This is a genomic window from Bradyrhizobium iriomotense, assembly GCF_030160715.1.
Classification (GTDB): Bacteria; Pseudomonadota; Alphaproteobacteria; order Rhizobiales; family Xanthobacteraceae; genus Bradyrhizobium; species Bradyrhizobium iriomotense.
Map to the genome: position 1 here is coordinate 75,228 of NZ_BSOW01000008.1, position 17,992 is coordinate 93,219.

Annotated in this window: 12 protein-coding genes; 8 read left to right on the forward strand and 4 right to left on the reverse strand. The window is 59.4% G+C overall.

The features are described 5' to 3' along the window. Positions 1–447 precede the first annotated feature (447 nt). The 3 genes from QQL28_RS13370 to QQL28_RS13380 form a co-directional block, all read right to left on the reverse strand. On the reverse strand, positions 448–1,152 hold the full coding sequence (locus QQL28_RS13370) for a DUF899 family protein (RefSeq protein ID WP_284265736.1): 705 nt from the start codon (positions 1,150–1,152) through the stop codon (positions 448–450). A 1,571-nt stretch (positions 1,153–2,723) separates the two neighbouring features. Further along, positions 2,724–3,002, reverse strand: coding sequence for a hypothetical protein (locus tag QQL28_RS13375; protein ID WP_284265738.1), 279 nt, complete (start codon positions 3,000–3,002; stop codon positions 2,724–2,726). Between the two features lie 466 nt (positions 3,003–3,468). Beyond that, complete coding sequence (locus tag QQL28_RS13380; RefSeq protein WP_284265740.1) at positions 3,469–3,879, reverse strand: hypothetical protein; 411 nt, start codon at positions 3,877–3,879, stop codon at positions 3,469–3,471. Between QQL28_RS13380 and QQL28_RS13385 the strand changes: the two genes are divergently transcribed. The 8 genes from QQL28_RS13385 to QQL28_RS13420 all read left to right on the forward strand — a co-directional run bounded on the left by QQL28_RS13385 (position 3,860) and on the right by QQL28_RS13420 (position 14,783). Further along, entirely contained in the window at positions 3,860–4,837 is a 978-nt protein-coding gene (locus tag QQL28_RS13385) for an ABC transporter substrate-binding protein (protein ID WP_284265742.1), read from the forward strand. The two genes, QQL28_RS13380 and QQL28_RS13385, sit on opposite strands and share 20 nt — an antisense overlap. Positions 4,838–5,084: 247 nt before the next feature. Further along, positions 5,085–6,041, forward strand: coding sequence for an ABC transporter substrate-binding protein (locus QQL28_RS13390; protein ID WP_284265744.1), 957 nt, complete (start codon positions 5,085–5,087; stop codon positions 6,039–6,041). Positions 6,042–6,574: 533 nt separating this feature from the next. Beyond that, positions 6,575–7,378, forward strand: coding sequence for an alpha/beta fold hydrolase (locus tag QQL28_RS13395; RefSeq protein ID WP_284265746.1), 804 nt, complete (start codon positions 6,575–6,577; stop codon positions 7,376–7,378). 520 nt (positions 7,379–7,898) lie between these two features. Next, positions 7,899–9,635, forward strand: a complete 1,737-nt coding sequence (locus QQL28_RS13400; protein ID WP_284265748.1) for an adenylate/guanylate cyclase domain-containing protein — start codon at positions 7,899–7,901, stop codon at positions 9,633–9,635. 815 nt (positions 9,636–10,450) lie between these two features. Further along, positions 10,451–11,761 carry an ABC transporter substrate-binding protein gene (locus tag QQL28_RS13405; RefSeq protein ID WP_284265750.1) on the forward strand — a complete coding sequence of 437 codons (1,311 nt, stop codon included), beginning with the start codon at positions 10,451–10,453 and terminating at the stop codon, positions 11,759–11,761. A 72-nt stretch (positions 11,762–11,833) separates the two neighbouring features. After that, entirely contained in the window at positions 11,834–12,763 is a 930-nt protein-coding gene (locus QQL28_RS13410) for a carbohydrate ABC transporter permease (RefSeq protein WP_284265752.1), read from the forward strand. 3 nt (positions 12,764–12,766) lie between these two features. Then, a complete protein-coding gene (locus QQL28_RS13415; protein WP_284265754.1) occupies positions 12,767–13,618 on the forward strand; it encodes a carbohydrate ABC transporter permease in 852 nt (283 codons plus the stop codon). A 73-nt stretch (positions 13,619–13,691) separates the two neighbouring features. Continuing rightward, positions 13,692–14,783, forward strand: a complete 1,092-nt coding sequence (locus QQL28_RS13420; protein ID WP_284265756.1) for an ABC transporter ATP-binding protein — start codon at positions 13,692–13,694, stop codon at positions 14,781–14,783. A gap of 394 nt (positions 14,784–15,177) precedes the next feature. On the opposite strand, the gene QQL28_RS13425 is transcribed toward QQL28_RS13420, so the two are convergent. Then, positions 15,178–17,991, reverse strand: coding sequence for a hsp70 family protein (locus QQL28_RS13425; RefSeq protein WP_284265758.1), 2,814 nt, complete (start codon positions 17,989–17,991; stop codon positions 15,178–15,180). Between the last annotated feature and the right edge of the window lies 1 nt (position 17,992).

Below are 17,992 nucleotides of genomic sequence, written 5' to 3' on the forward strand. Positions count from 1 at the left end.
CTGTGCTGCGCGATTGCACTCGGCCTCACTACTACCACTCAATCATTTAGGAAGATGTTTCCGCGTTGATTTCCAAGCACAAATTCTCACAACTGACGGATGAATGCCGACGGTATGCCCGCCCTAATTTTTCGGTCTTGAGTTCACAGGAAAATTTACGAGGCTCTGAAGGACGGCACCTTCAGCAAGTATCGGAATCAATCGACGCCGTAGACGTATACTAGGTCGGAACGGCCTCGTCGTGGCCTCTCGCCGCTTCCCGCCCGATACCGTCAATGGTCAGTCGAACGGGCCATTGATGGTCCGGTTTGCGCCAGAAGCAGCCCTCCCCGCCAGGTCTCATTTTGCCCCGAAGCGGACGAGACCGACTGGCTGATATATGCTTTTGATCCGAGGGCGGACAACGCAGTCTCGAGATTGCGCTCTCCGTCCTCGCAACGGTCGCTCTCAGTAACTCAGCTTCGGATACCAGTCCTTGCCGCGTCCGTCTGGTGTCAGATCCAGGATCGACCACAACGAGGCGACGTCAGGAGCCAGACGCGGGTCTTCGCCCGGATCGGCCATCTCTGGCGTCATCTCGGCGGCCCAGAACAGCCGTACTTTATCGCCGTCGCGCTTGAACACAGTGACCGCCGGCCATTCCGAGCCGTCGCTTTTCAGCGACCCGATATCCCTGGCGTAGTCGTCGCCGATAGTTTGTACGAAATCCAGATCGCGCCAGCCGCGCTCCTGCGCGAATGCGAGTTGTCGCGGGACGGGCGAGCGGCCGAGCACCTTCAATGCGACGCGCTGCTTGATGTCAGCCGCGTTGCCATTCACCGCGCCGAGCCAGTTGGTGCACATCGGACACGGCCGCTCGCGTTGCGGCCCGAACATCCAGAAGTAGGTCACCAGCGCGTTGTATCTGCCGAACAGCTCAATGAGCCCGGACTCGGAGCCGTTGGCGTTCTTGAAGCGATAGTCCTTCTCGATGACAGGACCGGGGGGAAGCGAACGGCGCTGTTCGGTGAGCCGCGTCATGTGGCGGCGGAATTCGATTTCCTCGGCCACCAGCGCCTCGCGCGCCTTGCAATACTCCGGGCTCTCCCCGGCGAATGGAGTTCTGGCGAGCTTCGCTAGGGTTGCGGCCGGTTTCAGGGTATGAGCGTCCATCATGCTCCTCCGATGACATCGTTCGTTACGATAACTCCGGCCTCGCAGGACCGTTTCACGCCGGAACCTCCGGCATTGCGCCTCAAAGCTGCAATTTGCGGCCGACGAGGTAATCGACGCCTGCTGTTGGCCGAAGGCGAAGATGATCGGGAAGCCGCATAGGCCCGTCAAGGAGACCGGACATTAGCCGCTCCGTTCTCGACCGACGCTCATGACCCATTGCAGACCGTCGAACGCACTAATCTCCACCATTTCATGTAAACGCTGCGAACCTCGAGGCCACGTCAGGTCGTGGCCTCTTGCGTATCCAAGGCGTACAATGTCACTCAAGGCACTAATGCGAACTCCAGCCGGGCCCTTTCAATTGTCGGCTTAGCGAGGCCGGCCGATCGGTTGTGGGCCTTAGCACAAGCGGCACACTCCCCAGGATCCGCAGCAACCCGCGCAAGCTGCGCAACTCGCGCAAGCTGCGCAGCCCGCGCAGGCACCGATCCCCCAACCCCAGCCGATCCCGCAGCCACCGAATCCGATCCCGATCCCGCAGCCACCGAACCCGATCCCGATCCCGCAGCCACCGAACCCGCCACCGCAACCTCGGCAACCGCCGCCGCAACCTCGGCAGCCGCCGCAACCTCCGCCACCACGGCAGCCGCCACAACCACCGCATCCGCGGGCTAGCTGCACGCCGCGTCCAACGGTCTCGTTATCGAAGAGATAGAACGTGGCGAGACTGACATCGGCCATTTCCTCTTCGCCAAGGACGAAGCGCTGATTGGGCGAGCTATTGTTAGGTTGTGGGATAACAGCGGTGGGCATCGTGGACGCCGATGCGCTACCCACACCCACCAGCGAAAGACCCAGTCCGGCGGCACCAAGGGCGACGGCTTTGGTAGTGCGTTTCTGCTTCGAAGCTTGCTTGACCCGTGACATGGTCGCATCCTCCGTAAGGCTTGTGTAGCGCAAGCGTGCGCGCGGCCTATCCGGCGTGCAAGGGTTACCGTGCGAAAGATGCGAAATATCTCAACGAGTTCCCATTCATCTTCATGAACGAGATCGACACGTAATGCTTTCGGTTAAGGGAGAGCCGTCTGCGTGCATCCGACAGCTGAACGGTATGTCCGGTGTTGGCCCTTTTGCGAAGTGGCGACACGCCTCATTGAGGTTCGCTTAGTGGGGCATAGCCGACTAGATTTGCTCACTCTGAGTTCTTCGCATTTTGACCCACAAGAGACATTCGGGTTGAGGCAAGCGGGATTGGCAATCCCGCCCTGTTGCACGATGAAGCGAGGATAAGGAATTCAGATAAGGCGCAGGTCGCCAAAGCCCCGCGCGATGCAGCAACACCCCTTCGTCATTGATGGCGGAGTGGGTTGGTTTAACCCCCGCATCGGGATCAGGGGCTCCGTCTCAGCGGTGATTGCAGGTGACGACGAACGCAGCGCGGCTGCATTGCCACTCCGTTCCCAAGACGGGTTCGGAGATCGGGTGCGGTCGAGCCAAAGCTATAGCACCGGCGCCTAACACGATGACGACTGCAGTTGCGATCATCCTCGATCCTTGGCAGATGGATCTCATTGGCTGATCTCCTTTTCCGCCGCTCGATCAATTTTTTTGGTCGCAGGATGTGCCGCTAGGAGCTCTCTGTATAACCGGTCGATCTCGCGCGCCTGATCCGGCGTGACATCCTGGAGATGCGATGATCTCAGCTCATTCTCGGTCGGTTGGTAGTTGCGACCGTTGCGTATGGGCCATGGTCCTTTGTGAACTGGCGGAACTTGCTCTGCATATCCGACGTTTGCCAACAACGACGACACAACCAATGCAGCGCCAAAGATTGTTTTGCTCGACATGGATCGCTCTCATTTCCTGCACTTTGCCTAGGGGCGAACGTGGGACCAGTGCCAATGGCAAAGACCCTCGTTGCTGTCGCTCTTCAGAGATCGATTTTGTCGCGGTGTTAGTCCAACAACAGTATGTGATTGGCTTTTCCTTGGAAAATTTCGCGACGAAAATATTTTAGGGAAAAGGGAATTTTTAGCCGGTAACAGCGATCAACTTATCAGGCCACATTAGATGCGAGATTGCAAATTCCGCTCCCGGTCCGGCGGCGGGCGTCAACTGTACGTTCGCCAATCCGAGCGCGCGGTGCGAGCGACAACGAAGGGGCAAGATGAGGATAGTTTTGGCATTAGCCGTTCTTGCAGCGTCGTCATCAGCATTTGCAGAGCAATCGCCGCTAACGGGAGAACCTTACCGACTGCCTTTGCTGTGCAATAAATCTGGAGAGAAAATCTCGGGACTAACCAAGATTTGCTACTATAGCTGCGCAAAATCGGAAGGTGCGATGACGGCGACGACGTACGAGGCTTGCCCGCGTTGGACCACACACTGGAAGTTGAACCGAAACGCGCAATTCGGCCCAAAGGAAAATTCACGGTAGTTGAGCACGCGATTGTTGTTAACTGCACTCAAGACCGCCAAGGCACTCGGCATCGATATCCCGGCGACGTTGCTCAGCCGCGCCGACGAAGTGATTGGGCCCATCGCATCAGTTGGCGCAGTGAGCGCGATGTCTGAAAGTTGGGGGTAGACCGGACGTGGCTGACCAACTGCAAGAATGTCGAGATTGACCCGTTGCGGACCTGCGCCCCGCTTGTACGACGGATTGGAACGATGGATACTATCAGCCGGAGTCTTCGGCGAAGATATGAAACGACGTGATTTCATCCTGACCGCCGCTGCTGCTTTGTGCTCATCCATGGGACGAGCCCAACAGGCTTCACCAGTCGTGGGCGTTCTTGGAAATGGACCACAACAAGCCATTCGAATGAACTTTGCGCCGGCAAAAGCTCGGCTGGCCGAAATGGGCTATGTCGAAGGACGTAATCTGACCTTGGAGTATCGGGGCGCAGACGATCAACTGGATCGGTTGCCTTCTCTAGTCACCGATCTGGTTCATCGCGGGGTGGCTGCCATCTTTGCCCCCTCGGGACCAGCCACCTCTGCCGCAAAGGCTGCGACGACGACTATCCCGATAATCTTCTTTACTGGCTTCGATCCGGTTGCGAGCGGTTTTGTGAACAGCCTGAACCAACCGGGCGGCAATGTCACCGGCGTGTTCATTCTTGCTCCGGATTTGATCTTCAAGCGACTGGAGCTCCTTCACGAATTGGTTCCAGCAGCCAAGACTATTGCATTCCTCTACACCCAAACCGCCATCAAATCGGGAGATCTCTCCTACGAAAACCTGCGGCACACGGCAGAAGCGATTGGCGTGAAATTGCCCTTTTTTAACGTGACTGGTCCCAGTGATCTCGATCAGAGTTTCGCAAGGGCTGAAGGCGAAGGCGCTGGCGCCGTGATTGTGCACAGCGACTCTGTGTTCCTGAACAACCGTCAAAAGATAATCGCGCTGGCGGCTCACTACAAACTGCCCGCAATTTATTTCGTCCGCGAATACGCCGCAGAAGGTGGCTTGATAAGCTACGGACCAAACTATACCGATGCTTATCGTCAAGTTGGCGACATTGTTGGTCGCGTGCTGAAAGGCGAAAAACCTGAGAACTTGCCTGTCCGGCAGGTTAATACAAAGATAGAGCTTGTCATCAACGCGAAAACTGCAAACTCACTTGGGCTTACGGTTCCCAGTTCGCTGCTCGGCCGCGCCGACGAGGTGATCGAATAGGCGAGGTGATGTCGCCTATTGGCCCGTCGCGTCGATTGGCTCGGTGCAGCGATATGTCTGAAGTTGACGGCGGACCGGAAGTAGCTGGCCGACTGTAAAAGCGAGCGATTGACCCAATTGAGACATCGGGCCGGGCTCAGCGGACCTTGGGTCAAACCAAATTCCACCCATATGAGCGTACTCGTTTGAGCCGCTACGATGCTTCGTCCAGAGCTTTGGGGCCAGGATGCGACGACGCGAGTTCATAATGGCGACTACGGCAGCAGCCTTGCCACTCGCGGCTCGGGCGCAGCAGCAGCCGATGCCGGTGATCGGTTTCCTCCACAGCGCATCGCCCGGTCCACACGCGGACCTTGTGCGCGCGTTCCGCCAGGGCCTGAACGAAACTGGCTATGTCGAGGGCAAGAACGTGGCGATCGAATACCGCTGGGCGGAGGGCCAAAACGACCGACTGCCGGCCCTGGCGGCTGATCTGGTTCGTCGTCAGGTGAACGTGATCGCAGCGCCCTCTAGAACTGCGGCACTTGCGGCCAAGGCTGCGACCAAGACGATTCCGATCGTGTTCGAGTTAGGAGACAATCCGGTCGAGCTTGGCTTGGTCAACAGCCTAAACCGACCGGGCGGCAACCTCACGGGCGTGACCTCGTTGAATACAGAGATTGGGCCGAAGCGGCTGGAGCTGCTGCACGAGTTGGTGCCCACGGCGTCCATCATCGCCCTGCTCGTAAATCCGACTAATCCCGGGCTTGCAGAAAACTTATCGAGAGACCTGGAGGCAGCGGCCCGAAACCTCGGGCTGCAGCTTCATGTCGTTCATGCAAGCACCGATCGCGACATCGACACCATCTTCGCAACCCTCGTCCAACGGCGAGCAGGCGGGCTCGTGATCGGCAACGATGCATTCTTCGTTAACCAGATCGCACAGCTCGCCGCTCTGACCGTCCGTCACGCGTTGCCCACCATCTTCCAGACTCACGAGTTCGCGGCGGCCGGCGGCTTGATCAGCTACGGTACCAATCTTAAGGACCTGTTCCGACAAGTTGGCGTCTACACCGGCCGGATCCTCAAGGGTGAGAGGCCGGCCGATATGCCTGTGCAGCAGGCCACGAAGGTCGAGCTGATTATCAATCTCAAGACCGCCAAGGCGCTCGGCCTCACCGTCCCACTCTCGCTACTCGGCCGCGCCAACGAGGTAATCGAGTAAGTTTTGCTGCGGTGCATGGGTCTGCACATGGCCGATACTGTTGAAAAAGTCCCATGTGGCGCGCATGCCTATTTTCTGAAAGTTACTGATGCGCTCGATGTCGTTGGACGCGGAGAGCCGCGTCAGGATCGCTCTGAGGTCTTCCTAGCTTTACTGCGTAGGCTCTTATTGCGTGTACTCGACCTGCGCTGATTTCGGCGAGATTCTCGCGGCAGTACTACTTTTGACTTTTTCAACGGAATCGGCCCGAAGGCGAAGTTCGAACCAGCTCTGGACTTTTCTGGTCATCGGGGCAAAGCGGAAGTGGTTGGCCATGACCCATACGACGTGATTGACCCAACTGCGACATTGGCGACCTCCCAATACTTCGTTAGAATGTTCCCTGCACAACCAATCGGCGTGCGATTTTTAAGGTCAATTCAGTTTTCTGGTCAGCCGGGAAGTCGAGTGAAGTGCCGGGAGTTCATGGCGCTCGTCGGCAGGGCGACGGCTACTTGACTCACTAACCGGCTACCCTTCCAAGGGAGCTTTTCATGATCAACTCAAACGTCACCCGCAGAATGGTGATTGGCGGCCTTCTGGCAGGAGCAGGCGCGGCCACGGTTGCTTCGTCAAGCGCATTCATCGACAACGCGCGTGCTCAATCCGCGCAAAAAACCTTCGTTCTGGTTCCTGGCGCCTTTTACGGAGCTTGGTCCTGGCATCGCGTCACGGACAGGCTCGAAAAGCAGGGTCATAAAGTGTATCCACTTACCCTCACCGGATTGGCAGACCGCTCACACCTACTGAACAAGGACATAACTCTCGACACGCACATAACAGACATCGCCAATCTCATCGAATGGGAAGACCTCGCCGACATTTGCCTTGTCGCCCATTCTTACGGCGGTTATCCGGCATCGGGCGCGCTCGAGCGCATCGGAAATCGTGTCTCGTCCATCGTCTGGGTCGATGCATTAAAGCCCGCGGATGGTCAATCATTTCATGACGAGCTGGGCTTTAAAGTAGAAGATGGCGTGATCGGCGCTCCACCCCCTAAAGCGGTCCGTCCGGACGCCTTTAACGATCCCAAAGATGCTGCTTGGGTCCTGTCGAAAATGACCCCGCACCCGACCGGCACGTGGCTGCAACCAGTGAAGCTCTCAGGTGCGCGCGAAAGGGTCGCGAAAAAGACCTACATCCGCTTGCCCAAGTTTCCGTTAGCCGCTTTGGACAAGGCACTTGGAGAGTGCAAGGCTGACAAGTCTTGGACCGTCCTAGAAAATACGACCTCGGGCCACTCTGTGATGATTAACGAGCCGGATTGGTTGACGAACGTTCTGCTGCAGGGATCGTGACAACGGAGAGGCAGCCTTCTTCGAGTCGGTAATGCGAACCTAGGTCGGATGGCCTGTGCACGTCCGACCTCCGTTCATGGCCCATCCCTGACCTCTGGCGATGTCCGCTTTCGCGCCGCTGTTGAGGGCATAGCAGACATCAGTCGTGGACGAGGCGGCGGAGACGACCGGGCCGTCGTGCGGGTTCTCGGCGAGGCCCGGCGCACCATCAACGCCAGCAATGCCGGGATCGCCGAGGAGGAGCGCAAGGCGGCGCGGCGGTTGCCACGCGGGACCCTCAACCGCCGAAGCGTACGATCTGATCAAGCTGATCACGCATGCTCAGTACGCGCTCTTCCGACTCTGGCCCTCGCGTCGGACCGCGATGGTTGATTTGGCGTCTGCTGCTGGAAGTAGACCGGCCGTCCTCAGGGTCTGACCCAACCGGCGCGAATGACCCATCTCGGACATGGGCATAGCCAGACATCGCCCCACAATCGTGCTATATCACCATTCAATTTCCCCGAGGATGGGGGCCATCGTGAGCAGCGAGCACGTAGAGCGGCGACTGGCGGCCATTCTGGCGACGGATGTCGTGGGCTACAGTCGCCTGATGGGCGCGGATGAGTTGGGCACATTCGAAAGAATTCGGGCGCACCGCAAAGAATTGTTTGAGCCAGAAGTCGCACGGCACCACGGCCGCATTTTCAAACTCATGGGCGATGGCCTCTTGGCCGAATTTGCCAGCGTCGTAGATGCTGTAAGTTGCGCGATCGTGCTGCAGCGCTCCATGCTCGAGCGCAACAGCGGTGTTTCACCCGAGCGACGCATCGATGTGCGAATCGGAATCAATCTTGGTGAAGTGATCGTCGAGGATGGGGATCGTCACGGCGATGCCATCAATTTAGCCGCACGTCTCGAACAATTGGCTCGTCCCAACGGCATCTGTGTCTCAGACAAGGTGAGAATTGAAGTCGAGGGCAGGATCGACATTCAGTTCGAAAACGGCGGCGAACAACGGCTAAAAAACATCGCGCAGACAGTCAAGGTTTTCCATTGGCGGCCTGACGGAGCACCGCCATTGGTGCTTGCAAGCACTGGTGCCGACGGGGCCCGCGATGTCGCACCGGCAAACGCCGGAGCGAAGCCGTCACTGGCCCTTTCCCCTTTTGAAGTCTTGGGCCGTGACGCACAAGCTGTAGCACTCACCATAGGTGTGAACGAGGCGGTGGCGTCATCGCTCGCTAATCTTACTGGTATATCGCTGGTTACCGCGCCCAGTGAGGCTGGCTATCGTGCCATTGGCAGCGTTCAGAGTTCTGGATCGCGCTTTCGGGTCACCGTGAAGCTTCTCGATCAACATTCGAAGAAGCAGTTTTGGTCAGAGCATTTTGACGAAGACGCAGTAGCCTCATTTGATGCTGCGGATAGTCTGGCTTTTCGTATCTGCTCGGCGTTGCGATACGAAATCTACGAACGAGAGGCAGAACGATCACGCCTGCGCACCCTGGAGGAGCAGACCAGCGAGGAACTGATGGGCCAGGCGGGTCATATACTATTGAATTCGAGACGAGCTGATTACGAGCGGTCTGTCACGCTTATCGACCTTGTCGTAAAGCGAGATCCGAACAACTTCATGGCGCTCGCAATCAGAGCGTGGGGAGCGATGGTGGAGGTGATTTGTGGGTATCGGGAGGTCTCGCCAGCCGACTCGAAAATTGCACTACAATTGGTGCGCAAAGCGACCGAACTCAACGGACGCAGCGATTTTGCGCATCTTATCTATGGAGAAATCCTTCTTTACCTCAAGCGCGATCTCGATGCGGTCGTTCGTCAAGCAAAGCGTAGTTTAGAGCTGAACCCCAACTATGCATTGGCTTTCGATCTGCATGGCATGGCAATGATGTATGCCGGCGATGTAGAGGCGGGTCTGAATGAGTGCAGGCGCGCCTTGGAAGCCAATCCTCGATTCCCGGCAAATAACTGGTTCATGGAGAGTATGGCGGTTGGCAATTTCCTTCGAGAAGATTACCGAGCCGCCATCGAGTGGGCTCGGCGCTCCGATCAAATCCACGGTGAGATTCCGCGGTGCCTGTTGCTCCTGGCTACCTGTTGCAGTCATGCTGGAGCAGTCGCGGAGGCAGCAAAGGAAGCCGACCGCCTGATGCAGGCCTGCCCGGACTTTCGTATTCGCGACCTGAGACGCTGGCCATTTGCCCGGGAGCAGGACTGGGCTCGATTTATCGAGGGCCTCGTGCAAGCCCGGCTACCCCAGTGACTCAGTTGCCAGTCCAAGGCCGGTTGCAGCCACATTGAGACAACGGGAATTGTTCGCCCTGCTTCCAATGACGGAGCCTGTATTCGCCTTGATAACCAACGACTGCTCCTGGCCCCTAAGAGACATGCCGACGAACGCTGAAATTGTCCGCTTATCGGGGTGGATCGGAAGTGATCGCAAGACGGTCAAAACGCCGCATTTGATCCGACTCAGACATGTGTACCTTCTAGTGGCGGGATGTGACGGGCAAAATCGTCAGGACTGACTCGCGAAGATCTCGAACGAAGGGCGCGAAAATGTGCTTGCTTGGCCGACGGGCGGATGCGCAGAAAGTCGACTGTCCAATTCCGTAGCTCGCGGCAGATGAAGCGTCGTACGTAACCGGCCCGGTCCATGGGAGAGGCGGCCAGTTCACGACGCGAGACGAAGGCCGGCCCACCAAAGGAGCACTTGATTTCCTGATGCGACCGGCGACAATGACGTCGCGCCAGTATTCCGGTACCAAGTTTTTATAAGACGGGGAAAACTCGCTCAGCGAAGGCAATACGACTGCGGTGCGAGGGAGGATACCGGTATGGCGGTATGGTTCATGCGCTGGCTGCAGTGCCTGCTCTGTGAAGACTTCACCCCACTTCGCGCCGAAATCAGCACCGGCGCTGGCACAGCGGGAACGCCAACAAACGATCGTCGAGACGACCTCTTGCGCACGCGACAACGTGCGCATGCGTTGAACCACGGGGGTGCGATAGGCTGAAAGGGCTCCAAGCCGGCGTCAGACCGGCCGAAGGGCATCACCATCACCAGGGGAGGAATGTATGACGACGGTAACCCGACGTAACGTTCTCAAGAGCGGTGCCGCGGTTGTAGGCGGCATGGCCGGCATCCTGGCCACCGGCCGTGCGCCCGCTTTTGCACAGGGCACGACAGTGCACTGGCTGCGTTGGAACGATTTCGTGCCGGCTTCCGATCAGCTGCTGCGCAAGGAGCTGCTGCCTGAAGCCGAGAAGGCGCTTGGAATCAAGATCAATCTCGAGACGGTGAACGGTAACGACCTGCAGCCGCGCGTGACCGCGTCCGTTCAATCGGGAAGTGGTCCTGATCTCATTATGGTCTTCAACAATCAGTCGGCCCTCTACGCGGAGAGCGTGGTCGACCTCAGCGATCTCGCCGAGGAGGTATCGAGCAAGGAAGGCGGGCTCTACAAATACTCGCGCGCCGTCACCAGCGACGGCAAGAAGTTCAACGCGATGCCGTGGACGATCGTCGGTGCCATGAACGCGTACCGCAAGTCCTGGTTCGAAGAGGTCGGGGTCACGAAATTTCCCGAGACCTGGGAGGCCTACTACGACGCCGGCAAGAAGTTGAAGGCAAAGGGCCGTCCGCTCGGCCAGGCTGTCAGTCATTCCTTCGGCGATCCGCCGACGTTCGTCTATCCGCTGCTGTGGTCGTACGGCGGCAAGGAGGTGGAAGCCGACGGGAAGACGGTGGCAATCAACAGCAAGAACACGATCGACTCCGTCAAGTTCATGACAAGCTTCTACAAGGATACCTGCGACGAGGGCGGCCTGGCGTGGGACGACACCAGCAACAACCGCGCGTTCCTGTCGCAGACCATCTCGTCCACGCTCAATGGCGCGTCGATCTACATCGAGTCGCTGCGCAATCCGGACAAGTACATCACCGAGAAGGGTGCCCCGCTGAAGACCGATATCCGGCATGCGCCTCTGCCCAAGGGACCACAGGGGCAGTTCGGTCTGCATACGTTCTTCTCGCACATGCTGATGAGCTACTCGCAGAACCAGAAGGCGGCGAAGGACCTATTGAGGTGGGTACATACTCCCGCAAACTACGAGAAGTGGTTCATCTCACAGAAGGGCTTCGCCACGCCGCCGACGGCGCAGTGGGAAAGCCACGAGCTGTGGCTCGCGGATCCGGTGATGGACCCCTTCAAGGTCGCAGGCAAGCTCGGCCAGGCCCCCGGCTTCGCCGGCCCCGCACGCAAGCAGGCGGCCGAGGCGCTGACCAAATACGTCATCGTCGATATGTACGCGAAGGCAATCCAGGGCGCGTCGGCGGAGGATGTCGTGAAGTGGGCGGAAAGCGAGCTCAAGAAGATCTACACTTGAGCGCGCGCGCAACGGGTCCATGCGGCTGCGAGGTGGCAGTCGTATGGGCCGGGCGCATCGAGGTGAAGCGAAATGGCGATTGCCGAGACCCAAGTCTACATGCCACCGGCGCCGCGGCCCAAGCTCCGGCTGCTTGAGGACGAGCGTTGGCTCGCACTCGTGCTGTTGGTGCCGACCCTGGTGCTGCTCGGTATGTTCATCGCCTATCCTTTCGTGCGCGGCATCCTCCTGTCGGTGACCAACTCGCGCGTCGGCGTTCCAGGCGAGTTCGTCGGCCTCGCCAACTTCTACAAGATCTTCAATGACGGGATCTTTCGCACCTCCGTCTACAACACGTTTCTTTATACGGGCGTAACCACCGTTTTCAAGCTGGCGCTCGGGCTGTGGCTGGCCATGCTGCTCAACCGGAATTTCCGCGGCAAGGCTTTCACCCGTGCTTTCATCCTGCTGCCCTTCATCATCCCGACCGTGCTCTCGACTTTCGCCTGGAAGTGGATGTTCGACCCGACATTCAGCGTTCTCAATTGGCTCCTCTACCATTTCGGCTTGATCACGGGTCGGATCAATTGGCTGGGGGATCCAGACCTCGCCATGATCTCGATCATCATCGTCAACATCTGGCGCGGAGTGCCGTTCTACGCCATTAGCCTGCTCGCCGGCCTGCAGACCATCAGTCCGGAACTCGGCGAGGCCGCTGCCATCGACGGCGCCAGGCCGTGGCAGCGGTTCTGGTACATCACCTGGCCGCTGCTGCTGCCCGTGACCATGGTCGTGGTGCTGTTCTCGGTGATTCAGACGTTCGCCGATTTCCAGATCGTCTATGTGATGACAGGCGGCGGACCAGCCAATGCCACGCACCTGTTCGCCACCTACGCCTATCAGATCGGCATCGGCACCGGCCTTTTGAGCGAGGGCGCCGCTATCTCGCTTGCGATGTTTCCGGTTCTGTTTCTGGTCGTCATCATCCAACTTCTCTATATCCGCCGCGTCGAGGTCCGCTGAGCCATGATCGAAGGCGCAAGGTGGCGAAAATGGGCGTTCTTCTACCTCCCGATGGCGCTGTTCCTGCTTTTCCTGCTGTTCCCGTTCTATTGGATGGTGATCACTTCGGTGCGGCCGGATGGCGAGCTTTACCGACCCTGGAATTCGATCAACTACAATCCGTTCTGGACCTGGAAACCCACCTGGGACCACGTCAGATACCTGTTCGAGGAGACGCTGTTTGCATCTTGGCTGTGGAACACAACGTTCATCGCGCTCGCGTCAACGGCTATCTCGCTCGTCTGCGGCGTATTCGCCGGCTATGCTTTGTCGCGGCTGAATTTTCCATTTGCCGGCAGCCTGGGCACCGGTATCTTCATCACCTATCTGGTGCCCCAGACGCTGCTGTTCATTCCGCTGGCCGAGATCATCCGCAACTATCGGCTTGGTGACACACCCTGGTCTCTGATTCTGACCTATCCGACCTTTCTTATTCCGTTCTGCACATGGCTCATGATGGGCTACTTCAAGGCAGTGCCCAAGGAGCTTGAGGAATGCGCGCGCATTGACGGCGCATCGCGTTGGCAGGCCATGCTCTACATCGTCATCCCAGTGGCGATCCCTGGCATCCTCTCGGCTGGCATCTTCGCTTTCACGCTGTCGTGGAATGAGTTCATCTATGCACTCGTCTTCCTGTCTTCGCCTGAGCAGAAGACAGTGCCGGTGGGCGTCACATCGGAGCTGATCCGCGGCGATGTATTCTTCTGGGGACCACTGATGGCCGGCGCCCTGCTCGGATCGATCCCGGTTGCAATCGCCTATTCGTTTTTCGTCGAGCACTACGTCGCGGGATTGACGGGATCGGTGAAGGGCTGACAGCACCCCGGTCGCGGGATTGGAAAGCGCGCATGCAGAATGCGCAAAGGCGGTGGGGAGGCAGGTGAGACCAATGGGACAGGTCGTCCTCAAGGGGATCAACAAGTTCTACGACAGCGTGCATGCTGTCAGAGACGTCAATCTGCAGATTCGCGATAAGGAGTTCGTGGTACTCGTCGGGCCGTCCGGCTGCGGCAAAACGACGACGCTCAGGATGATCGCCGGGCTTGAAGCGATCAGCTCCGGCGATATCTCAATCGACGGCAACGTGATCAATGAACTGGCGCCCATGGACCGCGACATCGCCATGGTGTTCCAGAACTATGCGCTCTACCCGCACATGAGCGTGTACGACAATATGGCGTTCGGCCTGAAGATGCGCAAATTCGGAAGGCCCGAGATTGAGAAGCGCGTGCGGGAGGCGGCCGACATCCTCGGCATCGGCGAATTGCTAATGCGCAAGCCGCGCCAGCTTTCCGGCGGCCAGCGCCAGCGCGTGGCGTTAGGCCGTGCCATCGTGCGCCACCCGCGCGTGTTCCTGTTTGACGAGCCGCTGTCGAACCTTGATGCCAAGCTGCGGGTGCAGATGCGCGTTGAGCTCAAGAAGCTGCATCTGCGTCTCGGCACTACCGCCATTTACGTTACCCACGATCAGGTCGAGGCCATGACGCTGGGTGATCGGGTCGTCGTCATGAAGGATGGCGTCGTGCAGCAGGTGGGGGAGCCGCTCGAACTGTACAATCAGCCCGCCAACAAGTTCGTCGCCGGTTTCATCGGCTCCCCGGCCATGAATTTCGCCGCCGTCACAGTGACCGAGGCGAACGGATCGCTGATCGCCGAGAACTCCGGCTTGCGCATCAAGCTGCCGGACGAGACTGCGCAGCGCCTGCGCGGCCATATCGGCCACGAGGTCACGCTCGGCGTGCGCCCGGAGGACCTCACCGTGGCGGGCACAGCCGATCTCGATCACCCGTGCTTTGATGCTGTGATCGAGGTGGTCGAGCAACTCGGTTCGGAAATCCTGCTCGACATGAAGGTCGGCGAGGGTGTCATGGTGGCGTGCGTCGAGCCGACCGCGCGGGTGAAGGTACGCGACAAGCTGCGCGTTGCCATGCGCTCTTCGAGGCTTCACGTTTTCGACGCCAAGACTGAGGCGGCAATCTAATGCCGACACAATCGGCGCCCAGACGAGATGAGCGCAACAGGCCAATTTTCCAGTTGCGAGGGGAATTCGCTGAAACCTGTGACCTGTCACCAGCTTCCATGGCGCCCGGCGAGCGCGAAGGCAGCTGGGCCTAACCACATTCCCGAGTCCTTCTTGGTGCGCGTCGACGAGGTGATCGAATGACGATGTTGTTGCTGCGGTGCATGAGTCCGGAATTGGCCCGTCGCGTCGATTGGCTCGGTGCAGCGATATGTCTGAAGTTGATGGCAGACCGGAAGTAGCTGGCCTACTGTAAAAGCGAGCGATTGACCCGTTGCTGACCTTCGGCAATTAACCAGTGGCGCCCGTCAGATGCCATGTGCTCATTGACTAGCGGCGCGGGCCTAGCGCATGTCTATTCGATCAGGATCAGACCGGGAGGGAGTGACTCGTCGTAAAGACTGGCCCGGTCGGATCGTCCGATCGGAACGAACCCTTTGATTTTTGCGGTCTGCAGCGCAGGGACGCCGGATTTCTCCAGCTTGCTGGCAATCATGCCGCGCAAAGGCATGGGTAGGTCCAGGCTCCGATCGTCGACGACGCGCGCGGCCCGGAGGAACAGAATCTGCAGGTCGAGCAACTCGGGCGTAGTCCAATCGAAGCTCTGGAAAGCCTGATACGCGTGCTCGACGAGATCGGGCGAGACAACAGTCTCCGGCCCTGCGTAGAGCGGAGTTCGGTTGAGCAGGAGCCCGAGTGCCGCAAGATAAGGAGCGCAGTGTCGCTTTGCCCGTGCAAGCGTCACCGCGCTATCGCAGAAGCAACGCACCAGTTCCGCCTTGGTGTCGTGGTGGATCAGTTCTAAGGATCCAGCCAAGCGCACGAGTTCGTCGGGCGCCTTGCCGCTGCGGATCCTGTCGATCTCTCCGGCCATAAGCCTGGTCTGGCGTTCGCGCGTGAGCCCGCCCGCCACCCGGCGCCAGAGGATGTATTCCTGGCTCTTGATGCGCCGACCGGGGAAACACGGGCCATCATCGTGCACCCGCCACAGGGCATCGATACGAAGATCGTCCCGGACAACGCCGAAGCCCGGGCGCAGTAAGAAACCAGCCACGATGAGCCATGCCTCTTCGTGGTCGGCTGAACGTCGTCTGTCGTCCCGCCGCTCCTCGAGCGCTGGCCAAAGGGCGCGCAGCAGGGGCCCATTCCATTCACTTCTGGCAGACGCGAGGATGCGCTCCATACCCTTGAGGATCGTGGCAGCAGTAATCTTGTTTTTCTTGCTGTTATTGGCAGGCTGGGTGAACACGATCCCGATTTGCCTGCGTGCCGTTTCCAGCGCGTCCGCTGAAGCGTTCGGTTCAATCGGAGCGTTTTCCTCCCGTGCCCGCCCCGCACCGGGCGCGCCCGCGACGCCGTGGACGTGCTCGCGCATGTTGAATTCCAGCGGCCAGGACTGCTGGAAGGCGGGGTCGGCGCTGACGCATGATAATTGGAGCAGCCCCAGTGCGTTCATCTGCGCTGTCAGACGGACGGGCAACATCCCGCCCGCTTCCGATCCGGATAGCTCAGCCGTCCTGACGATGGTCTGGAGCGGGGGCAACGGGTGAAATTCGCTTTCCGACCAGGAAACGATGTCTCCGGTCCGGCTGACGCTCTTCCGGGTTGAGGAATAAGCCTGGAAGCGCACCAGCTGATCGGTGCGGAGCTTAAGCCCAAGATCAGCGATCTCAAAAAGCTGCGACGGCGTTGCACCCTGAGGAAGAACGCATACGAGGGGCGGACGCACAGCCTGGCGATCCGTTGTCTGTATTCCCTCCACTTCGAGAAAGATCGCAGCGGCGGCCCCAGCGGCGATGCGAGCCGAACGGTGGTGGAGAAGGGCACCAAATCGCGCGGCTCCGCGCGCCACCGCCAGATCCGGCTCCTCGTTCTCCAGAACCTGCGGTACGAAGCCGTCCTGCCAGCCTCCGATTTGCTCGCGGAGTCTTTGGCGCAGGAGCGGAGGTCGAACGGATCCGCCGTTGAACAGGACGGCATCAATGCGCGGGCGATCGTTGAGGAATTCGGCAAGGTGTCGGGTTATCGCGCTGTCGGAAGGATAAGGAAGTCCCCATTCCCTCAGTGCCGCGTGCGTCCGGTACGGCCGCGCCGCCGCGTCGCAGAAGGGAAAAAATCCGTCCAGCAACAGGCTCTCGATTTCCGCGCGCGTCACCGCCGCCGCCTGCGAGCCGCCGACCATCCCCGACCCGCGACCGGCCAGTGCTACAACGAACCGCTCATCCGGCGGCCCCGTAGCGGCAAGCGCGCGCTCTTTCAGATGACGGCAGGCGGCGACGAGCTGATCCCATTGCGGGCCGGAAAGCCGGTCGCCCGCCCCGGCAAGCCGCGGCTCCAGGAAGTGGGCGACGGCAAGGTCGATATTGTCGCCGCCGAGCAGCGTATGCTCGCTCACCGCGACACGCCTGATGTCAGGGTCTTGCGTTTGCTCGTTGAGGCGAACTTCAAAAATGCTGAAATCCGACGTGCCGCCGCCGATATCGATGACCAACACGTGTCGCAGCCCGGCATCGCCGTTGTCGGCCCGCTGCCATAATTCGCGCGCTGGGTCGTGGCTTTCCAGCCAGCAATAGAACGCAGCCTGTGGCTCTTCGAGCAGTCGCACATCGCCAGGGAAGCCTGCTTCCTCGGCGGCGGTAATCGTCAGCCGCTGCGCCGCCGCATCGAAGGAAGCCGGGACGGTGACCGTGATGTCTTGATCATCGAACGCAAACCCGGCCTGGGCAAACCGGCTGTTCCAGATCCCCCGCAGATAGTTCAGAATCAGTGCCGAGGCGCGAACCGGTGAGATTTTCTGCTCACGTGCCAGAACGGTTGATCCCCATGGTAGAAAGGGTGCCGACCGGTCGGCGGCGTGATGGCAAAGCCACGACTTCGCGGAATGGACGACCCGTCCGGGCGCTTCGCTTGCCTTCATGCGTGCAAAAAGGCCGACGATCCATTGCCCGTCTCCGACCACCTCACCGCGCAAGTGTGCTGCGACCGCTTCCTCTGGCAGGTACATGAAAGAAGGTAGCGTTGGCTTCTCGGTCAGACTCGCCAGGCCCTCCCATTGCGGGACGAGAAGGACCTCTGGCGTCCCCTCGCCGACCAGTGGCGCGAATGCGAGTGCGGAATTGGTGGTGCCGAGATCAATACCAATGGCGAAGCGGGCGCGGTCTTTCGTCAAG

What these genes read in the sequence shown, in the direction of transcription:
- QQL28_RS13370 (WP_284265736.1), bottom strand. Translation starts at nt 1,152, where the DNA reads ATGGACGCTCATACCCTGAAACCGGCCGCAACCCTAGCGAAGCTCGCC.
- QQL28_RS13375 (WP_284265738.1), bottom strand. Translation starts at nt 3,002, where the DNA reads ATGTCGAGCAAAACAATCTTTGGCGCTGCATTGGTTGTGTCGTCGTTG.
- QQL28_RS13385 (WP_284265742.1), top strand. Translation starts at nt 3,860, where the DNA reads ATGAAACGACGTGATTTCATCCTGACCGCCGCTGCTGCTTTGTGCTCA.
- QQL28_RS13380 (WP_284265740.1), bottom strand. Translation starts at nt 3,879, where the DNA reads ATGAAATCACGTCGTTTCATATCTTCGCCGAAGACTCCGGCTGATAGT.
- QQL28_RS13390 (WP_284265744.1), top strand. Translation starts at nt 5,085, where the DNA reads ATGGCGACTACGGCAGCAGCCTTGCCACTCGCGGCTCGGGCGCAGCAG.
- QQL28_RS13395 (WP_284265746.1), top strand. Translation starts at nt 6,575, where the DNA reads ATGATCAACTCAAACGTCACCCGCAGAATGGTGATTGGCGGCCTTCTG.
- QQL28_RS13405 (WP_284265750.1), top strand. Translation starts at nt 10,451, where the DNA reads ATGACGACGGTAACCCGACGTAACGTTCTCAAGAGCGGTGCCGCGGTT.
- QQL28_RS13410 (WP_284265752.1), top strand. Translation starts at nt 11,834, where the DNA reads ATGGCGATTGCCGAGACCCAAGTCTACATGCCACCGGCGCCGCGGCCC.
- QQL28_RS13415 (WP_284265754.1), top strand. Translation starts at nt 12,767, where the DNA reads ATGATCGAAGGCGCAAGGTGGCGAAAATGGGCGTTCTTCTACCTCCCG.
- QQL28_RS13420 (WP_284265756.1), top strand. Translation starts at nt 13,692, where the DNA reads ATGGGACAGGTCGTCCTCAAGGGGATCAACAAGTTCTACGACAGCGTG.